Origin of the sequence: Psychrobacter sp. NPDC078929 (assembly GCF_050267985.1) — a bacterium.
GTDB lineage: Bacteria > Pseudomonadota > Gammaproteobacteria > Pseudomonadales > Moraxellaceae > Psychrobacter.
This window is the reverse complement of sequence record NZ_JBNNFX010000021.1, coordinates 52,215-70,121: the sequence shown is the minus strand read 5'-3', so window position 1 is coordinate 70,121 and position 17,907 is coordinate 52,215. Positions and strand designations below refer to the sequence as shown.

17 protein-coding genes are annotated in these 17,907 nt (G+C 43.2%); 9 read left to right on the top strand and 8 right to left on the bottom strand.

From position 1 onward, the window contains the following. Nucleotides 1-117 precede the first annotated feature (117 nt). Nucleotides 118-1,050 (bottom strand): DMT family transporter, encoded by a 933-nt coding sequence (locus ACQKCG_RS11495; protein ID WP_201571805.1) that lies wholly within the window; start codon nucleotides 1,048-1,050, stop codon nucleotides 118-120. A gap of 479 nt (nucleotides 1,051-1,529) precedes the next feature. Between ACQKCG_RS11495 and ACQKCG_RS11490 the strand changes: the two genes are divergently transcribed. Beyond that, on the top strand, nucleotides 1,530-2,552 hold the full coding sequence (locus tag ACQKCG_RS11490) for a WG repeat-containing protein (RefSeq protein ID WP_427550751.1): 1,023 nt from the start codon (nucleotides 1,530-1,532) through the stop codon (nucleotides 2,550-2,552). 271 nt (nucleotides 2,553-2,823) lie between these two features. Here the strand turns inward: ACQKCG_RS11490 and ACQKCG_RS11485 are convergent, their stop codons facing one another. Both ACQKCG_RS11485 and ACQKCG_RS11480 read right to left on the bottom strand, forming a co-directional pair. Then, nucleotides 2,824-3,873, bottom strand: coding sequence for an alpha/beta fold hydrolase (locus ACQKCG_RS11485; protein WP_057759800.1), 1,050 nt, complete (start codon nucleotides 3,871-3,873; stop codon nucleotides 2,824-2,826). Nucleotides 3,874-3,900: 27 nt separating this feature from the next. Further along, the gene (locus ACQKCG_RS11480; RefSeq protein ID WP_057759803.1) at nucleotides 3,901-4,065 is read right to left on the bottom strand and encodes a rubredoxin; all 165 of its coding nucleotides are present in this window, start codon (nucleotides 4,063-4,065) and stop codon (nucleotides 3,901-3,903) included. A gap of 365 nt (nucleotides 4,066-4,430) precedes the next feature. Here ACQKCG_RS11480 and ACQKCG_RS11475 point away from each other — a divergent pair, with 365 nt between their 5' ends. Continuing rightward, nucleotides 4,431-4,997 (top strand): adenine phosphoribosyltransferase, encoded by a 567-nt coding sequence (locus ACQKCG_RS11475; RefSeq protein WP_201571801.1) that lies wholly within the window; start codon nucleotides 4,431-4,433, stop codon nucleotides 4,995-4,997. 151 nt (nucleotides 4,998-5,148) lie between these two features. Here the strand turns inward: ACQKCG_RS11475 and ACQKCG_RS11470 are convergent, their stop codons facing one another. Together ACQKCG_RS11470 and ACQKCG_RS11465 are read right to left on the bottom strand one after the other, a co-directional pair. Further along, the gene (locus tag ACQKCG_RS11470; protein WP_201571799.1) at nucleotides 5,149-5,616 is read right to left on the bottom strand and encodes a hypothetical protein; all 468 of its coding nucleotides are present in this window, start codon (nucleotides 5,614-5,616) and stop codon (nucleotides 5,149-5,151) included. A gap of 110 nt (nucleotides 5,617-5,726) precedes the next feature. Beyond that, entirely contained in the window at nucleotides 5,727-6,671 is a 945-nt protein-coding gene (locus ACQKCG_RS11465) for a transaldolase (RefSeq protein ID WP_201571798.1), read from the bottom strand. Between the two features lie 458 nt (nucleotides 6,672-7,129). Between ACQKCG_RS11465 and pheA the strand changes: the two genes are divergently transcribed. The 7 genes from pheA to ACQKCG_RS11430 all read left to right on the top strand — a co-directional run bounded on the left by pheA (nucleotide 7,130) and on the right by ACQKCG_RS11430 (nucleotide 15,020). Next, nucleotides 7,130-8,302, top strand: a complete 1,173-nt coding sequence (gene pheA, locus ACQKCG_RS11460) for a prephenate dehydratase (protein ID WP_201571797.1) — start codon at nucleotides 7,130-7,132, stop codon at nucleotides 8,300-8,302. A 119-nt stretch (nucleotides 8,303-8,421) separates the two neighbouring features. After that, nucleotides 8,422-9,564, top strand: a complete 1,143-nt coding sequence (hisC, locus tag ACQKCG_RS11455; RefSeq protein WP_201571796.1) for a histidinol-phosphate transaminase — start codon at nucleotides 8,422-8,424, stop codon at nucleotides 9,562-9,564. Between the two features lie 98 nt (nucleotides 9,565-9,662). Then, entirely contained in the window at nucleotides 9,663-12,008 is a 2,346-nt protein-coding gene (locus ACQKCG_RS11450; RefSeq protein ID WP_201571795.1) for a bifunctional prephenate dehydrogenase/3-phosphoshikimate 1-carboxyvinyltransferase, read from the top strand. A 195-nt stretch (nucleotides 12,009-12,203) separates the two neighbouring features. Then, a complete protein-coding gene (gene rarD, locus ACQKCG_RS11445) occupies nucleotides 12,204-13,166 on the top strand; it encodes an EamA family transporter RarD (protein WP_427585404.1) in 963 nt (320 codons plus the stop codon). A 41-nt stretch (nucleotides 13,167-13,207) separates the two neighbouring features. Next, entirely contained in the window at nucleotides 13,208-13,645 is a 438-nt protein-coding gene (gene folB / locus ACQKCG_RS11440) for a dihydroneopterin aldolase (protein WP_404692266.1), read from the top strand. Beyond that, nucleotides 13,620-14,168: a 2-amino-4-hydroxy-6-hydroxymethyldihydropteridine diphosphokinase gene (locus ACQKCG_RS11435; protein WP_404692265.1), complete on the top strand. Its 549-nt coding sequence runs from the start codon at nucleotides 13,620-13,622 to the stop codon at nucleotides 14,166-14,168. The genes folB and ACQKCG_RS11435 overlap by 26 nt, the downstream gene beginning before the upstream one ends. 408 nt (nucleotides 14,169-14,576) lie before the next feature. After that, complete coding sequence (locus ACQKCG_RS11430; RefSeq protein WP_101211930.1) at nucleotides 14,577-15,020, top strand: hypothetical protein; 444 nt, start codon at nucleotides 14,577-14,579, stop codon at nucleotides 15,018-15,020. A gap of 506 nt (nucleotides 15,021-15,526) precedes the next feature. Here ACQKCG_RS11430 and cysE read toward each other — a convergent pair. The 3 genes from cysE to ACQKCG_RS11415 all read right to left on the bottom strand — a co-directional run bounded on the left by cysE (nucleotide 15,527) and on the right by ACQKCG_RS11415 (nucleotide 17,889). Beyond that, a complete protein-coding gene (gene cysE, locus ACQKCG_RS11425) occupies nucleotides 15,527-16,438 on the bottom strand; it encodes a serine O-acetyltransferase (protein ID WP_404692264.1) in 912 nt (303 codons plus the stop codon). Nucleotides 16,439-16,627: 189 nt separating this feature from the next. Further along, a complete protein-coding gene (locus ACQKCG_RS11420) occupies nucleotides 16,628-17,509 on the bottom strand; it encodes an RNA methyltransferase (protein ID WP_404692263.1) in 882 nt (293 codons plus the stop codon). Further along, nucleotides 17,509-17,889 carry an Hpt domain-containing protein gene (locus ACQKCG_RS11415; protein ID WP_057759831.1) on the bottom strand — a complete coding sequence of 127 codons (381 nt, stop codon included), beginning with the start codon at nucleotides 17,887-17,889 and terminating at the stop codon, nucleotides 17,509-17,511. The genes ACQKCG_RS11420 and ACQKCG_RS11415 overlap by 1 nt, the downstream gene beginning before the upstream one ends. Nucleotides 17,890-17,907: the final 18 nt, after the last annotated feature.

Here is a 17,907-nt window from a genome sequence, read left to right as displayed (position 1 = left end):
ACCTGTTTGCGATAGTCTATTGAATAAGTCATCGTTTATTTCATTAAATGCAATTGTTAATAGGGTTGTATCGGTTTTATTTGGATTAGACTATAGTATAGAACAACAGTATCGGAACTATTTATAATCTCGCTTATAAAATCTTGAAAAAAATCGATAGCGGCGAAGGGCGCGTGGCTTTGGCTTCAATGAGCCTAAGTAAATAGCAAACATCGTTAATAGTGCACCACTCCACTGTAAAGTGTTAATCGGCTTGTCCAGCCAGCTATAGTCAATGACAAGGGCTGCAATAGGTTCAGTCAATAATAGCAGTCCAGTCAGTGCTAGAGATAGTTTAGGAATAGAGTAGGCAATCAATCCCCATGCTAAGCACTGCATCACCGTACCATAGATAAGCACCCAGCCAATCTCAGACCATGTATTGGGTAGGATATTATCTGTGTCAAATACAAACATCGGTATAATCATGGCTAAGACGCCGCCGATACTGATCAGCTGCATTAGCATAAATATAGGCGTCGGTTCAGTGTCATGCGTTTTGCGGATAAAGGTCATCGAAGCCGCTAGCATGGCACCAGATACAATCCCAGTGACAAAGCCCCAAGTCGCAGCGGTATTGTGTGCAAATTCAGGACTACCTATCATCGCCACGCCTATCATGGCTAAAAACAAACTAATAAGCTGCACGATAGACTGACGCTCATTAAAATACAAAAACCCAATCGCAGCCAAGAAAAATATTTGCAGACTATTAAGCAGCGTCGAAATACCAGGCCCAACCGCATAAATACTCTCATGCCACAGCGCCAAATCTAATCCTAGAAATGCTCCCGATAGTAGCGCATAAAAAACGGCCCGTCTTGATTTGGGCGTTCGTTGGCCCATTATCTTAGCCAATACCGCAAATACAATACCAGAAACAGCCAATCGCCAAAACGACATGGCCCAACCACCAATATCGACGTGAGCGACAATTAAGCTGCCCAACCCAAAAATGATACAACCAATGACTAAGCCAATAGGTGCAGATCGCGTTGAAGCAATAGCCATAATTTGTCCTTATAACAGTATTTGAATAACAGCACTCTTATTATCATTGCATCATGTCAGAACTTATGTTGACACAAAGCCATATTGTCGTGGTTTTCAGTGCAAAATGAAATGGCAAAACCACAATTTATTACGGTGAATACAGATACTCTCGCTATGCGGAGGATTATTGGGCACGTTAGACGCAAATAAATAATCAAAGTATTTGATATAGCTACGTTTTTCACAAGAGTCTTATGACAGTTGGGTAATAGTATTTATATCAAAATATTTGTATCAGGGTGACGATTCGTAGGAGTATAAAAGCGCATGATGTATACAAGTGATATTTTTGTAGAGATGGTTTGTAGGGATAATATGTGTGTAGCACTTTAAGCGCCATTATTGCTGCAACACATGTATAGTAGATTGACGATATAATGTACTTAACGTCTGATTTGTTATACCAAACAATCTATATTATTTGTCTAGGTTTATTTATGCTTCAACGATTGCTATCAAAAAAACAGCCACATACATTGTCTGGCTTGCTACCAAAAATATCGCAATACAGTGTCGTCGTGACGATGCTATCTAGCGCATTGTTTTTGATGCCTAGCGCACATGCCGCCAGCTGTAAAAGCCCAAAAAGTTATTACAAAAACGTCTCCTGCACGGCTAGTAGCAGTTACTTTTTGGCGATCAAAGATTTTGGTGCGCCAGTGGCGTTAATCGATAAAAAAGGCAAACGAGTCGTTGATTTATCGCGTTATCAAAAAGTCGATGCCGATAAACTGTCAGGTGGACTGTTGCCTGTACTGCGTAACAGTCGCGTCGGTTATCTCAATATGCAGGGCCGCGAAGTCGTGCCTGCCATGTACGATATATTGACAGAGAGTCAAGGTTGGGCGCGGCCTGTATCGGATGGGCGTATCGTGGTAAAAAAAGAGGGTAACTATGGTGTGATTAACACAGCCAATAGTACCGTTGTCTCATTTTCTGCAGCGATTGATGATATCGATAATTATCGTAATGGAGTAGCGCGTGTGCGTAAAGGTCGTGCAACCAGTTGGGTGGATAAAAACGGCAATGCGGCGAGTGATCCGAATGCCCAGAATAACACTCAGGCAGTGAATAAACCTACTTCTTCTAACGAAAAATCTAGCACAGCATTACAGTCTGCACCGGCGCGTTTTACGACACTTCAATCGCGTCAGCAAGATGGTAAATGGGGTTTCGTCGATGACAATAATGTCACGATGATTACGTACTCATTTGATGAAGTGCGTCCGTTTTCTGAGGAATATGCTGGCGTGCGTATCGGTGAAGAGTGGGGCTTTGTCAATTTAGGCGGTGAGCTGGTGATTCCTTTTCGCTTTGCTAATAGTGGTGTGAACGCTAACGATAGCTATCAGGGCAAACCATCCTTTGTATTTACAGGTGGTAAGGCGTGGATTGGTAACCTAAAGAATGGGAATAAAATGTGTATAGATAAGGAAGGGGCTGGTGTCGCTTGTGATTGATGCAATTACTAGGGCGTGTCCTCGTTTTAAGAGTGGTGATAAAAATGAGATAAATCGCAGTCAAACAAGGAAAATAGCGAAGATAATATCGAGATATTAACCAGCTATTTGACACAATTTGGCAAGATTTAGCCATTTTTAACCCATTTAGATAGCTATCGATTGAATTGAGGACACGCCCTAGGATTAAATAGGCAATAAAAAAGAGTGTAAAACCTATGAGTTTTCGGTAGGTTTTACACTCTTTTTTTTGACATTGATGTTTTTAAAGCTAGTTGCTCGATAAATGATTACTGATTAAGTCAACCATATAAGGCTGATAATACTCTGGAATATCGTGTGCCATGCCTTCGATGAGATGGAACGTAGCATTAGGAATGGTCTTGGCAACCACTCGGCCCTGTGAGGCAGGCAGGAGTCCATCAGCGCTACCATGTAATACAATCGTTGGTGCTTTGACTTGCTTACTAAATCGGCTGATAGAGCCTGATGCCAAGATAGCATTGAGCTGCTGTACTGTACCAAGCGGGTGGAAGTTGCGCTGATAGCGAATCTTAGCGATTTCACGGACCATACGCACATTCACATGACCTGGTGTACCAACGGTCTTCATAAACCAAACACTATGACGCACGATATCACGCTCAGAGTGGCTCTCTGGACGATTGATAAGGGTATATAGCTGTTTGGGCTTTGGCGGCTTCAAAAACGCACGATTGGTCGTGGTAAACATAAGCGCCATTCGCTGCACTAAGCTTGGATAACGTGCCGCCACAATTTGTGCAATCATACCGCCCATCGAAGCCCCAAGCAGATGTGTCTTGCCAAGCTTGAGTGCTTTAATTAGACGTGCGGTGTCTTCAGCCATGTCTGTCAAGTTATAAGCAACCTGTGTGCTTTTGTTAGACAGCCCTGTTTGTAGGCGTACCATCATTTTAAGCTGGCTAATACGCGGCAAACCTTCTATCTGCACTTTAGAAGACAAGCCGATATCACGATTATCAAAACGAATCACAAAAAAACCAGCATCGATAAAGCGCTTAATAAAATTGTCTGGCCAAAATATCATTTGTGAGCCTAGCCCCATGATCATCAGCAGCGGCGGATTGTTGGGGTTACCGCCAGCTTCGACACACAACTCAATACCATCACCGATGTCAATCATTGCTTGACGAAGGTGCTTACTCAAGTCAGAGTCGCGCCATTGATGCTCCCCAAACTTGCGCCACTCAGGAGTAGGGTAGTTATTCAGATGATCTTCTAGATTGTTATCTAGCGTTTCAGGCAATTTGGCACTATTGATGTCATTTGATTTTGTCATGAAGTGTCCTAATTAGAGGGTCATCTACTACAGCTCAAGCATCTCAAAATCAAGCTTACCGACACCGCACTCAGGGCAAGTCCAGTCATCAGGGATGTCTTCCCACTTAGTGCCAGGTGCGATACCTTCTTCTGGGCAGCCAAGCGCCTCATCATATATCCAGCCGCAGACAATACATTCATAACGTTTCATAAATAGTCCTATCGATCATTACCAGTATTACAGTTACAGCGTGCTATAAACGCTCATTTTTAATATTACAGCTATTATATTAGACTGCAAAAACGCACGTAGTTTAGCATATAACCGCAATTTTCATAGTTAAGTTTACACTTGTATATTGAGATGACTTTTCTTTTATCAAGTCAATCACATATGTGACCTTATTAGTGCTTAATAACAAGACTGGACGCCAGCCCGCCATACGAAAACCAATTATGCTATAATAATCGCCGCTAAATTCACAGTAATGCTTAGCATTTATCGCTGATATATCATCCAGTTGTTGTCTTATCTAAACTAACTAAACCATCTAAATACATAAGCTAAGGGTCATCATGAGTACCAATGCCGCCGCCACATCCGCCACCAACAATGAGACGTCTCATGTGCTCAATACTGACCATCCGTTTTGGCAGATTATTCGCACAGTACCAGACTTTCCAAAAGCTGGCATTGATTTTTATGACATTACCCCGTTACTGCGCAGTCATATTGACGCTGTTATCGATGCGCTGCTTGCTGCATTACCAGAAGGGCTTATGGACGAGATAGATTGTCTGGGTGCAGTAGAAGCGCGTGGCTTTGTATTTGCTAGTATGCTGGCAGGCCGTCTGGGCAAAGGCATGATCTTGCTGCGTAAGCCAGGTAAGCTGCCGCCACCGGTTGCCAACAAAGCCTATGCACTGGAGTATGGTAAAGACACGCTTGAGATGCAAAACAATCTACCGCCTGAGCGCGTACTATTGGTTGATGATATCTTAGCGACTGGTGGTACGTTGACCACTGCCTACGAGCTGTGTCAATCAGCTGACCATACTGTGGTCGGTGCGCTAGTGTTACTGGACTTGGTCGACTTGCATGGCGAGTTCCCAGTACCTGTTTATACGGTACTAAAAGCTTAAAATGAATGACGGCTTCTTTGACTACTAGGCACGTCGTATTGTCGATATAGTTAAACGATTCTCCAAATAAAAAAGCGCCCTGATACTATGTCAGGGCGCTTTTTTTGATGCTGTATTAATGTTTTTTAGTATTGTGTTAAGTAGGCTGTGTTTATTGCTCTTCGTCTTGTTCGTAGTCCTTACAAGACTGCTCTATCACCGTACGACCGACTGTCTTTGGTGTGGTAACTTTAAAGTCTTTTGTGGTCAATATTGGTTTTTCTGACTGCCATGATTTGGTTGCTTTGCCTTCAGCATCGTAGTTAACGAAGGCTCGTCTATAGTAACTGGCGTCTTTACATGAAATGAGTAGTTGTTGCTCACTATGGTCAATATTGCTTTTTTCTTCCTTCTGGTCATCCGACTTGGTGTCTGTGTCTTTAGGATAGGTTCTAAGGATAGATACTGTGATATTTTCGACGTCTTTTTCATCTATGATACTGATGTCAGAGCTTTCAATAGAATCCAAATCTATACTAAAAATTGATCCAGAGCTGCTCTCGGACACCTCTACCCAGTTGACTGCCTGGGCGCTGATCGCTAAAGCACTGCCTGCCAATAATATTGATAGCCGTTTCATATAAGCCTTGCTTCTTGTCATTTGAAGTAGGTAATGATAGCCAACTTACTATTAGTAGGCAAATATCTTTTGTGCCAGCCCAGTATCCGTCGTGCTCTGTCGTGTGGCTGTTATTGTCCGCGAATGGCTGCCAATGTCTTTGCCAGCTCGTCACGCGCCCCGATAAAACCGTCAATTCCCTTAGGTAACAAGTCCTGCGTAACCTTGTCTTGCTGATACGCAGCACTAAATTCTTCATGTGTTAAGCTTACTTGAGTCATCGCCTTCATATCCATCGACATACTCGGAGACAGTTGGCGAGTTACCTCGGTATCCATGGCTGCCAATTCATCAATGAGGTTGGGAGCTATCGTCAACAAGTCACAACCTGCCAATGCCAAAATTTGCTCGGTAGAGCGGAAACTAGCGCCCATTACTTGCGTCTCGTAACCGTGCTGTTTGTAATATTGATAAATGAGCTTGACTGACTGTACGCCCATGTCATCAGAAGCCGGTACGTTTTGACGGCTTTGCTGGCGTTTTTGCCAATCTAGAATACGGCCAACGAAAGGTGATATCAGGGTCACGCCAGCATCTGCACAGGCAATCGCTTGATGTTGTCCAAACAGTAGGGTCAGGTTACAGTGGATATTTTGAGTCTCAAGATAGCGCGCCGCCTCGATACCTTGCCAAGTTGCCGCCATTTTGATCAATACTCGCTCTGAATCGACGCCTGCTTTTTGATAAGCATCAATAAAGGCCAGTGCCTTATCTATCGTCGCTTGAGTATCATAAGATAAGCGAGCGTCCACTTCAGTAGAGACTCGGCCTTCGATCAGCTCTAAGATATCGCAGCCAACCTGAATGGTCAGCGCATCGATCACGGCATCCACGTCACCATTGTGACGACTCATGGTCTCTGACAGCATACCTTGGTTGTCAGGATGAATCAGAGCCTTGGTAATAAGGCTTGGGTTGGTGGTTGCATCGATAGGTTTTAAACGGGCAATAGCGGCAAGGTCACCAGTATCAGCAACAATCGTGGTCATAGTGCGTAGCTGTTGTAATGCGCTCATCAGGTATCCTTTTTTTATTAATCACATGATGCTCCTCTTATATATAACAGGGTAGGGAGCTGAACTGGAACTGTAACACAGTTTTGGACAGGTGTTGCCTCATAGTTATGCTATGCGTCGCTGTTATCTGGCTCAGCTGTGCTAATATTAATAACAGTTGGTATATTTATACGCATTTACGCATGGGCACTGACCTTAGTTTTTGCTATAGTAGAGCCGGATATGTATCAAGCTGCTGTATTTGGCAGTAAATATAGCATTAACGCCAAATGGCACTAGCAATATAAGGTGTTTTTGATAGACTGTTTTGAGGTTGGTTTTGAACATAGTTTCTATCATCAGCCTTTAATTGAAAACAGAAAATAGTCAGATTTGGCAATAGAGCTAACCTACGTCATAGCAATATTTAAATAATAGTAATATCTAACAGCGATAAAATCTAAAAAGGATGGGCGGTAATGAACGAGCAGTCACCAGAGCAAACAATGGATAATCTAAATCAAACCACTACAGGCGCTAGCGATACCGCAACTGAAAAAGAGTTTTTAGACAATATTCGCCAAAATATTGACGCAGTAGACTGTGAGATCCAAACGTTAATCAACAACCGTGCAAAGTTGGCTCAGCAAGTAGCCATGGTAAAGAAAAATCATACCGCTGCTGATGACAATAGCAATCCTATCTTTTACCGCCCTGAGCGTGAAGCACAGGTACTAAAAGCTGTCATGGAGCGTAATGCAGGTCCAATCGCTGATGAGAAAATGGCGCGTTTATTCCGTGAAATCATGTCAGTATGCTTGGATTTAGAAGCGCCGCAGCGTATTGCCTTCTTGGGCCCTGTCGGTACCTTTACGCATGCCGCTGCCCTCAAGCACTTTGGTAAAGCCGCTGATACTGTGCCGATGACAACCATTACTGATGTGTTCCGCGAAGTCGAAGCGGGGACAGCGATGTATGGCGTGGTTCCTGTCGAGAACTCTTCAGAAGGCGTCGTCAACCATACTCTAGATGGCTTCTTATCTTCTACCTTAAAGATCATAGGTGAAGTTGAGCTGCCAATTCATCAAAACTTCTTGGTTGCTGAGCATACCAAGATTGATGGCTTGAGCCGTATTTATTCGCATCAGCAGTCGCTTGCTCAGTGCCGTCATTGGCTAGATGTAAACTTCCCTAATGTTGAACGCGTTGCTGTATCAAGCAATGGTGAAGCCGCTCGCCGCCTCAAAAACGAATGGCATTCAGCTGCGATTGCAGGTGACGTTGCTGTTGCAGAGTATGGCTTGCATAAGCTCTACTCAAATATCGAAGACAATCCAAGCAACACCACACGCTTCCTTATCATCGGTCATGAGGCGATTGCGCCATCTGGGCAAGACAAAACTTCGATCGTCGTCTCCGCTCACGATAAAGCAGGCGCACTGATCGAAATCTTGAAACCTTTGTCATACCATGACGTATCGATGACTAGCATTGAGACACGTCCTGAGCGTCCTAACAAGTGGGCATACGTATTCTTTATCGATATGAATGGTCACGTTAATGATCCAAACGTTAGCGCTGCCATCAATGATATTCGTCCATTGGTCAAAGATTTGCGCATATTAGGCTCATATCCAAAAGCTGTCCTATAGAAGACTACCTATAGACAACTATAGGCTTACTCACAGGTATTCATACATAATAGATGGGTCTTAGCTTTTACAGATAGTATTCAAAAAAAGCATTTACAGACACCATCTAAGGATAAACCATGCAGACTACTCAATTGACCGCATCAGATCTATCGCCGTTAACGCCAGCTTACGACAGTATTTTGGCATTAGCACCTTATCAAACTGGTAAGCCGATTGAAGAGCTGACACGTGAGTATGGTGTCTCAGACGTGGTCAAGCTGGCTAGTAATGAGAATCCAATGGGATGCTCACCCCGAGTGACGCTAGCAGTGACTGAGCAGCTAGGGCAGTTGTCGCGCTATCCTGATGGCAATGGCTACTATCTAAAGCAAGCGCTGGCTGATTTTAACGATGTCAATGCCAATCAAATTACCTTAGGTAATGGCTCTGATGATTTGCTCGATATTTTAGCACGCAGCTTTGTGGGTGCTGATGATGCCATCGTCTATAGCCAGTATGCTTTTGTGGTTTATCCTATGCTAGCGAAGATGCAAGGTGCCACGGGCATTGAAGTGCCTGCTCAGCGCTTCGGCCATAATCTAAAAGCCATGAGCCAAGCGGTGCAAGATAACTCGAATACCAAAATCGTTTTTATTGCCAATCCGAATAATCCAACGGGTACGCAGCTAGAGCAAAAAGAGCTGTATCAGTTCGTTGCCAGTGTGCCAAGCTCAGTCTTGGTGGTACTAGATGAAGCTTATATCGAGTATAGTCCTGAGAGTAACAACCGCACACTATTAGATGAGTTCGATAATGTCATTATTGTGCGTACTTTTTCTAAAGCTTATGGGCTGGCAGGTTTGCGTGTCGGCTATGCCCTAAGCTCAGTGCCAGTGGCCGACTTATTAAACCGTATTCGTCAGCCATTTAATGTCAGCCGTATCGGTTTAGCTGCCGCTGCTGCTGCACTTGCCGATCAAGACTTTATCGAAAAAACTCGTCTAACGAATGATGAGCAAATGCGCTGGCTAGAAAAGCAGTTTGACGCGCTAGGATTAGGTTTTGTGAAGTCGCATGCCAATTTTATTATGGTCGAAGTGCAGGTTGAGATGGAAGATATAACCGCTGCTTCTATCCATCAGGCACTACTTGAACAAGGCGTTATCGTCCGTCCGTTGGATGCTTATGGACTACCTAACTGGCTACGTATCACAGTAGGTGTGGCTGAAGACAACCTACGTTTGATTGATACTCTGCGTTCTATTTTGACTGAAGACTAAGCGCATCTATAAGTGCTTTGTAATTTAAAAACTGTTCTTAATTAGCCATTAAAATTTATAACACTAAGACTGGCCCTATCTATGTCTTAGTGTGTCCAATGAGAAAAGCCGTGAGTAGTCAGAAAAATAATAAACTTCAATCGTCTCTAAATACTACGCTACCTATATTTAAACAAGTTTGCGTGATTGGACTTGGGCTGATTGGTGCCAGTTTTGCGCAAGCTATTAAAGATAATGGCTTGAGCGAGCGTTTGGTAGCAGTCGATAGGCATGCACCAAGTATCACAGAAGCCATCGAGCATGGTCTACTTGATGCTGGTAGTGCAAACCTACAAGACGTCATCGCTGGCAGTGATTTAATCATCATTGCAGTGCCAGTACAGGCAGTTCAAGCAGTGTTTGTTGATATCAAGCAAGCGATGGATAACGGACAGCTTGCCAGTGACTGCATCATGACAGATGTCTGTAGTACTAAAGTCAATATCATTGATGCCGCTAAGGCAGTGTTTGGTTCGCTGCCGATAGGTCTAGTGCCAGCGCATCCAATTGCTGGGGCTGAAAATTCAGGGTATCATGCGCGCCGCGCCAGTTTATTTGTCAATCATAGTGTCATTATTTGCGAGCTACCGACAACCAGTGCAACTGCTATTGCAAAGTTGCGACTATTATGGGAATCAGTAGGCGCAAATGTCATGTCAATGGATGCTGAGCACCATGACCGCATATTAGCGCACACCAGCCATTTGCCACATTTACTTGCCTTTAATTTGGTTGAGCAATTGGCAAGCCATGATGATAATTTAGATATGTTTCGTTATGCCGCTGGTGGGTTCCGCGATTTTACCCGTATCGCCGCCAGTGACCCTAAAATGTGGCATGATATATTTTTTGCCAACCAAAGCGCGATTGTTAGCGCCCTTGATGAGTATGGTGTCTATTTACAGGCGATGCGCCAGCTTATCATTGATAAAGATTCAACCGCCCTGATGGGACTTTTGGGCCGCGCGCAAGCCGCACGGCGACATTTCGGCCATATGTTAGCCAGCACCCCTTATACGGATACTTCTGCTATGTCAGCTTCTTATAATATTACCCCTAGCAATACTGTTTCTGGCACCATCGCGATTCCTGGTGACAAATCTATCTCGCATCGCAGCATTATGCTCGGCAGTCTTGCCACAGGCGTGACAAATGTTACTGGGTTTTTGGAAGGGGAAGATGCGCTAGCGACGCTGCAAGCATTCCGTGATATGGGTGTGACTATCGAAGGCCCTGATAATGGCAATTTGACCATTCATGGTGTCGGTATGAATGGTTTAAAACCTAGCAAAACCCCACTGTATATGGGTAACTCTGGCACCAGTATGCGTCTGCTATCTGGTATCTTGGCGGCGCAATCGTTTGATAGCGTGTTGACAGGTGATACTAGCTTGAATAAACGCCCAATGGAGCGCGTGGCGGCACCGCTACGGTCTATGGGAGCTGTGATTCAGAGTACTGGTCATAGTGGTACGGCACCGCTGAGTATCACTGGTCGTGATACGGTTGGCAAGCCATTACAGGGCACTGAATATGATATGCCAGTTGCTTCAGCTCAGGTAAAGTCTTGCTTGTTACTAGCAGGTCTATGGGCCGAGGGTACGACAACGGTCACACAGCCTGAGATCAGCCGTGACCACACTGAGCGTATGCTATCGGCCTTTGGTTATCCGGTAACCGTTGAAGGCAATCGCATCAGTGTCACTGGTGGCGGCACACTAACAGGTGGCGATATCGCAGTTCCTGCTGATATCTCATCTGCAGCGTTTTTTATGGTGGCAGCGGCCATCAGTCAAAATAGCGAGCTGACCTTGACCCAAGTAGGTATCAACCCTACGCGTACTGGCGTCATTGATATTCTAAAATTAATGAATGCAGATATTAGCCTAAGCAATGAGACACATGTAGGCGGCGAGCCAGTTGCTGATATTACGATTCGCAGCTCAAACCTAGTCGGTATTGAAATACCAGAGCATCTCGTACCATTGGCGATTGATGAATTCCCTGTGCTATTTATCGCAGCTAGCTGTGCAAAAGGCCGTACGGTCTTGACTGGTGCTAAAGAGCTGCGTGTCAAAGAGTCAGATCGTATCGCTGTGATGGCAGAAGGGTTACATACGCTTGGTATTGATTGTACTGTGACTGATGATGGTCTCATTATTGAAGGTAAAGGCGTAGCTACCGAAAACGGTGAAGTAAACAATAGCCAACCTGTCTTTGGTGGTGGTCATATTGTCTCGCATCATGATCACCGTATTGCGATGAGCTTCTCTGTTGCCAGTCTGCGTGCATCCAAGAAAATTACGATTGAAGGGGTTGAAACGGTTAATACCAGCTTCCCAGGATTTGCTGAACTTGCCAACCAAATTGGTATGTCTATCCAAGTGGATACTGGTGCTGAGTAAGTCGCTAAGCTGCCATTAACTCTTAAAAATTTAATCTAACATCGTTAGCAATGTATTCATGTCACTATTGGCGTGAGTACATTGCTTTTTACCTTATAATCTCACTGTAGTAACCCTGCGCTTTCACTATTCAATTGACAATAATAATTAGAATTAGGTGAGAGCGCGCTTTGCTCTAAAAAGTTGTCCTATATTATGACTACCCAAAATGTCATCAAAAAACCCGTTGCCCCGATAACCACAACCAGACGCGGCATTATTACTGCGCTTATCGCGTTCTTTATTTGGGGCGGATTTCCGCTATACTTCAAGCAGTTATCTGATTATGATGCGACGGAGATCATTGGCCATCGCATTATTTGGACATTTTTATGTTTGCTGGTGCTGCTGGTAGTGACCAAGCGCTGGCAGTGGATTGACACCTTAAAGCAAAATCCAAGATGGATTGTATTCACCTTTTTGTCTGGTTTAATTATTGCGACCAACTGGCTGACCTATGTATGGGCGGTCAATCAAGACCGTATTCTTGAGGCCAGTTTGGGTTACTTTATCGGGCCATTGGTCGGCGTTGCGCTATCCATGATCTTGTTCAAAGAGCGTTTGCGCACGCTACAATGGGTAGCCATTGGCTTTGCATTATTGTCTGTGGTCATTCAAGTGGTGATGATTGGCAGTCTGCCGTGGATATCGTTGATTTTGGCATTTAGTTTCAGTACTTACGGGACGATTCAACGACAAACGCCATTGACTGCTGTTGATGCCATGTTTGTCGAGACCGCAATGTTGGTACCTTTATGTCTTTGGTGGTTTTGGCAGTCTGATGTGGCAAGTCATCAACTGAGCTTTTGGTTTAGCTCAAACATTTGGCTGCTTATGATCGCAGGTCCGATTACGCTAATACCGCTTTTATTATTCAATAAATCTACCAAGCTCGTGGCATACAGTATTCTGAGCTTTATGAATTATCTGACGCCGACCTTCATTTTCTTTTTGGCAGTGTTCTATTATAAAGAACCATTCGATTTACATCGTTTAGCAGTATTTGGTCTGATTTGGTTAGGTCTGCTATTATTCAGCATTGACCTGTGGCGCCATCGTCCAAGTAAAGTGTTAAAAGCGGCGCGCCTACGTGAAGAAGCGCTAAAAACAGTTAAGTAAACACTAAAAACACGAAAAAATTAGCAAACAAGGATGAAAGCATGTTTCATACTCAGTCTGATGTAGTATTTATAAAAGGTCTAAAAATTGAGGCAGTCATCGGTGTTTATGATTGGGAGCGAGCCATTACTCAGCCATTACTCATTGATATTGCGCTTGAAACGGACATTAGCCGTGCTGCTGTGTCAGATGATGTCAGCGATGCTCTGAGCTATAAAGAAGTCTGCGATGATGTGAGTGTGTGGTGCAAAGAGATTCAAGCAAAGCTACTTGAGCATTTGGCTGGTCAGATCTCTGATAAGATATTTGCAAAATATGGTTGTCAAAAAATAACGTTGAGCATTGCTAAGCCTACCGCTATTGCTCAAGCTGATGCGGTCGGGGTGCAAATAACGCGCTATGCGCCAGCATCAACCAACGAGCTAACTACTAAAGAAGCTGCCAAAGAAGTTAATGACAGCCAAGTCGATGATGCATAAAACGTCAGTGGATTTGAATTTGGCAATGTTCACACAATGCGCACCTGAAACTGTGCAAGCGCATCCCGTGGTAGAGGTAGTGTTAGCACTGGGTAGTAATTACCAAGCTGACAAGTATCTACCGCTTGTTCGAGAGAGCTTAGCAGCGCTAGGTGAGATAAGTTTATCTACGGCTTTTCAAAATCCTGACTTTACCGCGACTATCCAATTACCAAAGCCTGACTATACCAATCAATGTGTCCATCTAACATTGACCACACCGATAAGCCTGCAGCAACTACAGCAAACCTTCAAAACTCTTGAAGGCGATTGTCATAGATGTCGACAGACTAAGCCAAATCAAGTACGGCGAGTGACAATGGATATTGATATTTTGATGATTAAATTGGCTGATAAAGAAAATAGCCTAAGCAAAAAATCGACATCTAAACTTACGCCTAATTGGATAGTAATGGCAGATCGTTATCCATTTAAAGCTCATGAGGAAGCAGGGGTTGAAGAATTGATTTTAATCAAGCTCTAATTTTTCTAATGAGTAGCCATATCTTAACTGCTATTATATCTTTTCACCTAAAACTATCGCTATTCAGCATTCACTCTGCCTCAGCGCATCAGTTTCCTAGACAAAAATCTAATAAAAACTATGCGATTATATAGGCAATTGTTAGTATAAGTGACGATGTAATCTTCAAGACACTACTACCTATGCAAAAACCAATGAACTTTTCGAAGAAAAAGATAGTCACGAGTTTATTAGTAATAATAATCTCTACTTTATCTGCCTGCGATAACACGCCTTCCGAGCACCTTAAAAACCTTACCGAAGACAAATACCCTGTGGTAAAGAACGTTGGTCTATTACATTTAAATATAGCTAGTTTTAAACTAACCCCAGTTATTGATGAAACCTAAAAATTATAAGAAGAGAAGGATGAAAAGTTATAGTAAAAAAATCCGCGGTATCTATCTCGGACATCAAAAACTTATCATCATAACTTTATTATGCGGATACTTTATTTTTGAGGTCTGGGGTGTGCGCTATATCGCTGAAAGAAAAGCAGAAAAACCAAATAATATAAAGGAAGGGTGTTTGTATCTACGAAGTAGTTATACCGACACAAGTAAAATGAAGATATTAAGATTGACCATAGATGGTCATAAAGTTGAGAGTCATAGAACGTTTTCAGGAAATATGCCTTATGGATATAAGTGGAATGGTCAACAGAGGGACGAGTTTTATCAATATCTTGAATACAATAAAGAGAAGTGCCACCCCATTCAGTATGTCGATATCAATTTATTAATTACTAGAAAGATTTTTATTTACGATTACTTGGGCGATTTCAAACCTACTACTAATACTAAAAAGTACTAAATACATGTCGCAGACGGTTAAAAATGAAATAATTGATAGCTTTAGTGAAGTAAACAGTGCGGAAAGGCTGCTAAATAATTTTTTCTAATTTTAACAATATGATAAATCAAAGCTCACAAGAAGCGGTGAGGTCAGGATATATTTATTTAGTAAAAACTATTAAATATCTGGTATAGCGCAGGCACAGAGATATAGCACAATCTAATTTTGATTATATCGTTGTTGTATACATTGAGTAATATTGGATATACAGGACGAACAAAGGTCTTCTAAGTTATCAACTCATCAGAGAACTTCTTAGCTTGTGCAGCTTACTCTGAGATGAAAGTCAGCGATTCGAAAGATTGGAATTTGCTAGGAAGTCAAGCAAGTCAATCTACCATGTATACGGATATGGTAGATTTTATCTAAGACTGCCTTGAATTTATTGTGTCTTTTCTACAATTCGTATAAGCATTTGTTATCAGTTTATACGGTAACAGTACTGCCTACTTCTAACGATTGTCTTAGCGATTTTTTTCATCATTGATATCTTCTACATCAGCACGACCAATCACATCTAAATCCTCTAGACACAGTTTGTCATACTCTTTTTTGCAAAAATTGGGATCAATATCACACATCGCTGACTGCAGTTGATCGAGGCGATTTTCTGATTGTTGAATGTGCTCGAGCATTTTAGCAAAAGCTTCTGCGACAGGGTCTTGTGAATAAGGGTCGATACCATAAGCACGGAAGGTATTGGTACGTTTGGCAGTAGGGGCAGTATCTTTAGTTTGATCGTTGCTCTCACCAGCCTGCGCCACTTTTTCTTGTTGCTTAGCGTCTTGTACTTTTGTCGCGATTGGGTTGCCTTTTTCATCGTGATGATCTGAGATCATACGCGCGGCACTGCCGACCATCGTAGCACCTGCTGGTACTGGTTTGACTACCACTGCATTTGAGCCGATTTTAGCGTTTTTACCGACAGTAAACGGCCCCAAAACTTTTGCACCAGCACCGACCGTTACACCGTCTTCTAACGTTGGGTGACGCTTGCCATTATTCCAAGACACACCGCCCAAAGTAACACCATGGTATAGCGTCACATCGTTACCAATCTCAGCCGTCTCACCGATGACGACGCCGACACCATGATCGATAAAAAAGCGTCTACCAATCTTGGCAGCAGGGTGAATCTCGATACCTGTCATGATGCGCGAGCCGTAAGAGATCACGCGAGCGGCTAGTTTCTGTTCATTGTTCCAAAGACAGTGTGCACCGCGATGCAAAACAAGGGCATGTATGCCCGGATAAGTTAGGATCACTTCCAGACTATTACGCGCCGCAGGATCTCGGGTGAATACTGCATCAATATCTTCTTTCAAATCATTCTTGATAGTAACAAGTGATTTGAATAATTTGGATGGCAATGACATAAAGCGTCCTATCTATTCGTCGGTAGAGTGTCGTCGCGAAAACAGCGATGTCTCTAATCTATGGTCATAAAGTTCGGATAATCAGGAATATATATTTTCGCTAAGCTTCTGCAAGTTATAACAGCTTTATACGGCAAAATATAGTAAAAAGCTGTCAAACAAAGGCAAGCTCATAAACTACGGCTTGTTTTAGTCTTTCGATAGTTTGGCAATCAAAGCGCTTAATAGCTGATATTCTTTTTGATCAAGCTGTAGGCGTGACCCAAGTCTAGACAAGCGCGATGGCAATGACTTTAGATGTTCGTTATTGGCTAGGCCACGCTGTACCATAAGGTCAGTGGTGCGCTGAGTAAGCTGTTGCAGCTGCTGCTGATTAATAGCAGGCTCATCCCATTGCTGACGCAAATTCACATTGATTGTCGATTGGGCGTCTGTGCTTGTATCCGAATCTAAACTATCAGCTGTCTGAATGTGCGTTTGAGCATACGCAAAAATAAAGCTGGCGATGACTTGCACGGCTGATGCGACATTTAGCACAGGGTAAGCAGGATTGGCATCGATTTGAATATGATAATCGGCATAAGCCAATTCTTCATTGGTCAATCCACGGTCTTCACGTCCAAATAGAATAGCAATATTTGGTTTGCTAGAAGTCGCGGTAGATGAGTTATCAACATTACTATCGTCTGCACTTAAAGCTGCCTGTGCATCGATAAAGTCAAACATAATCTTAGCGGCTTGCGTAGGTGTCACGACAGGGCGCGGCATATGACGGCTACGACTGCTAGCAGCAAATACCAATTGACAGCCAGAGATAGCAGATTCTAAAGTAGGTGCAATTAAAGCTGACGATAATAACTCACTGCCACCCGCTGCATGAGATACACTGGTTTCGTCAATCGGTAATTTGGGATCGACCACCGTTAAACGAGACAAGCCCATGGTATGCATCGCACGGGCAGCCGAACCAATATTGGCAGGCAAAGTTGTATTAACCATGACCACTTGTAGGCAAGCAAGGTAGTCGTTCACTGAATGCGATGATACGGCTAATGAAGCGTCGTTACTCATTATTGTCCCAGTCTCTGATTGATTTCTTGTTCAGCACGGTGTAATGCAATGGCAATCTCTTCGATAAGGACGGCTTGCTCATTGATACGGCGTTCACGGCAGTATTCTTGTAACTGGCTGCTCAGACGGACTAATTGAGTTGTACCTAAGTTGGCGCTGGCGCCTTTTAGAGCATGAGCAGTTTCGAAGCCATTGGCGTTATCGTCTTTTTGATGAGCAATTCGCAGCGCTGCAACTCTTTGCTTACTATCAGCAAAATATACTTGTATCAAATCAACAAAGTCTTCTTCAAGCAAGTCACGCATGTCCTCGAACTGTTCATGATTGATAATTTCTTCATCAGTTTGTCCGAGCATATTATTATTTGTAGTGTCATCCATGGTGGTTGTCCAATTTAT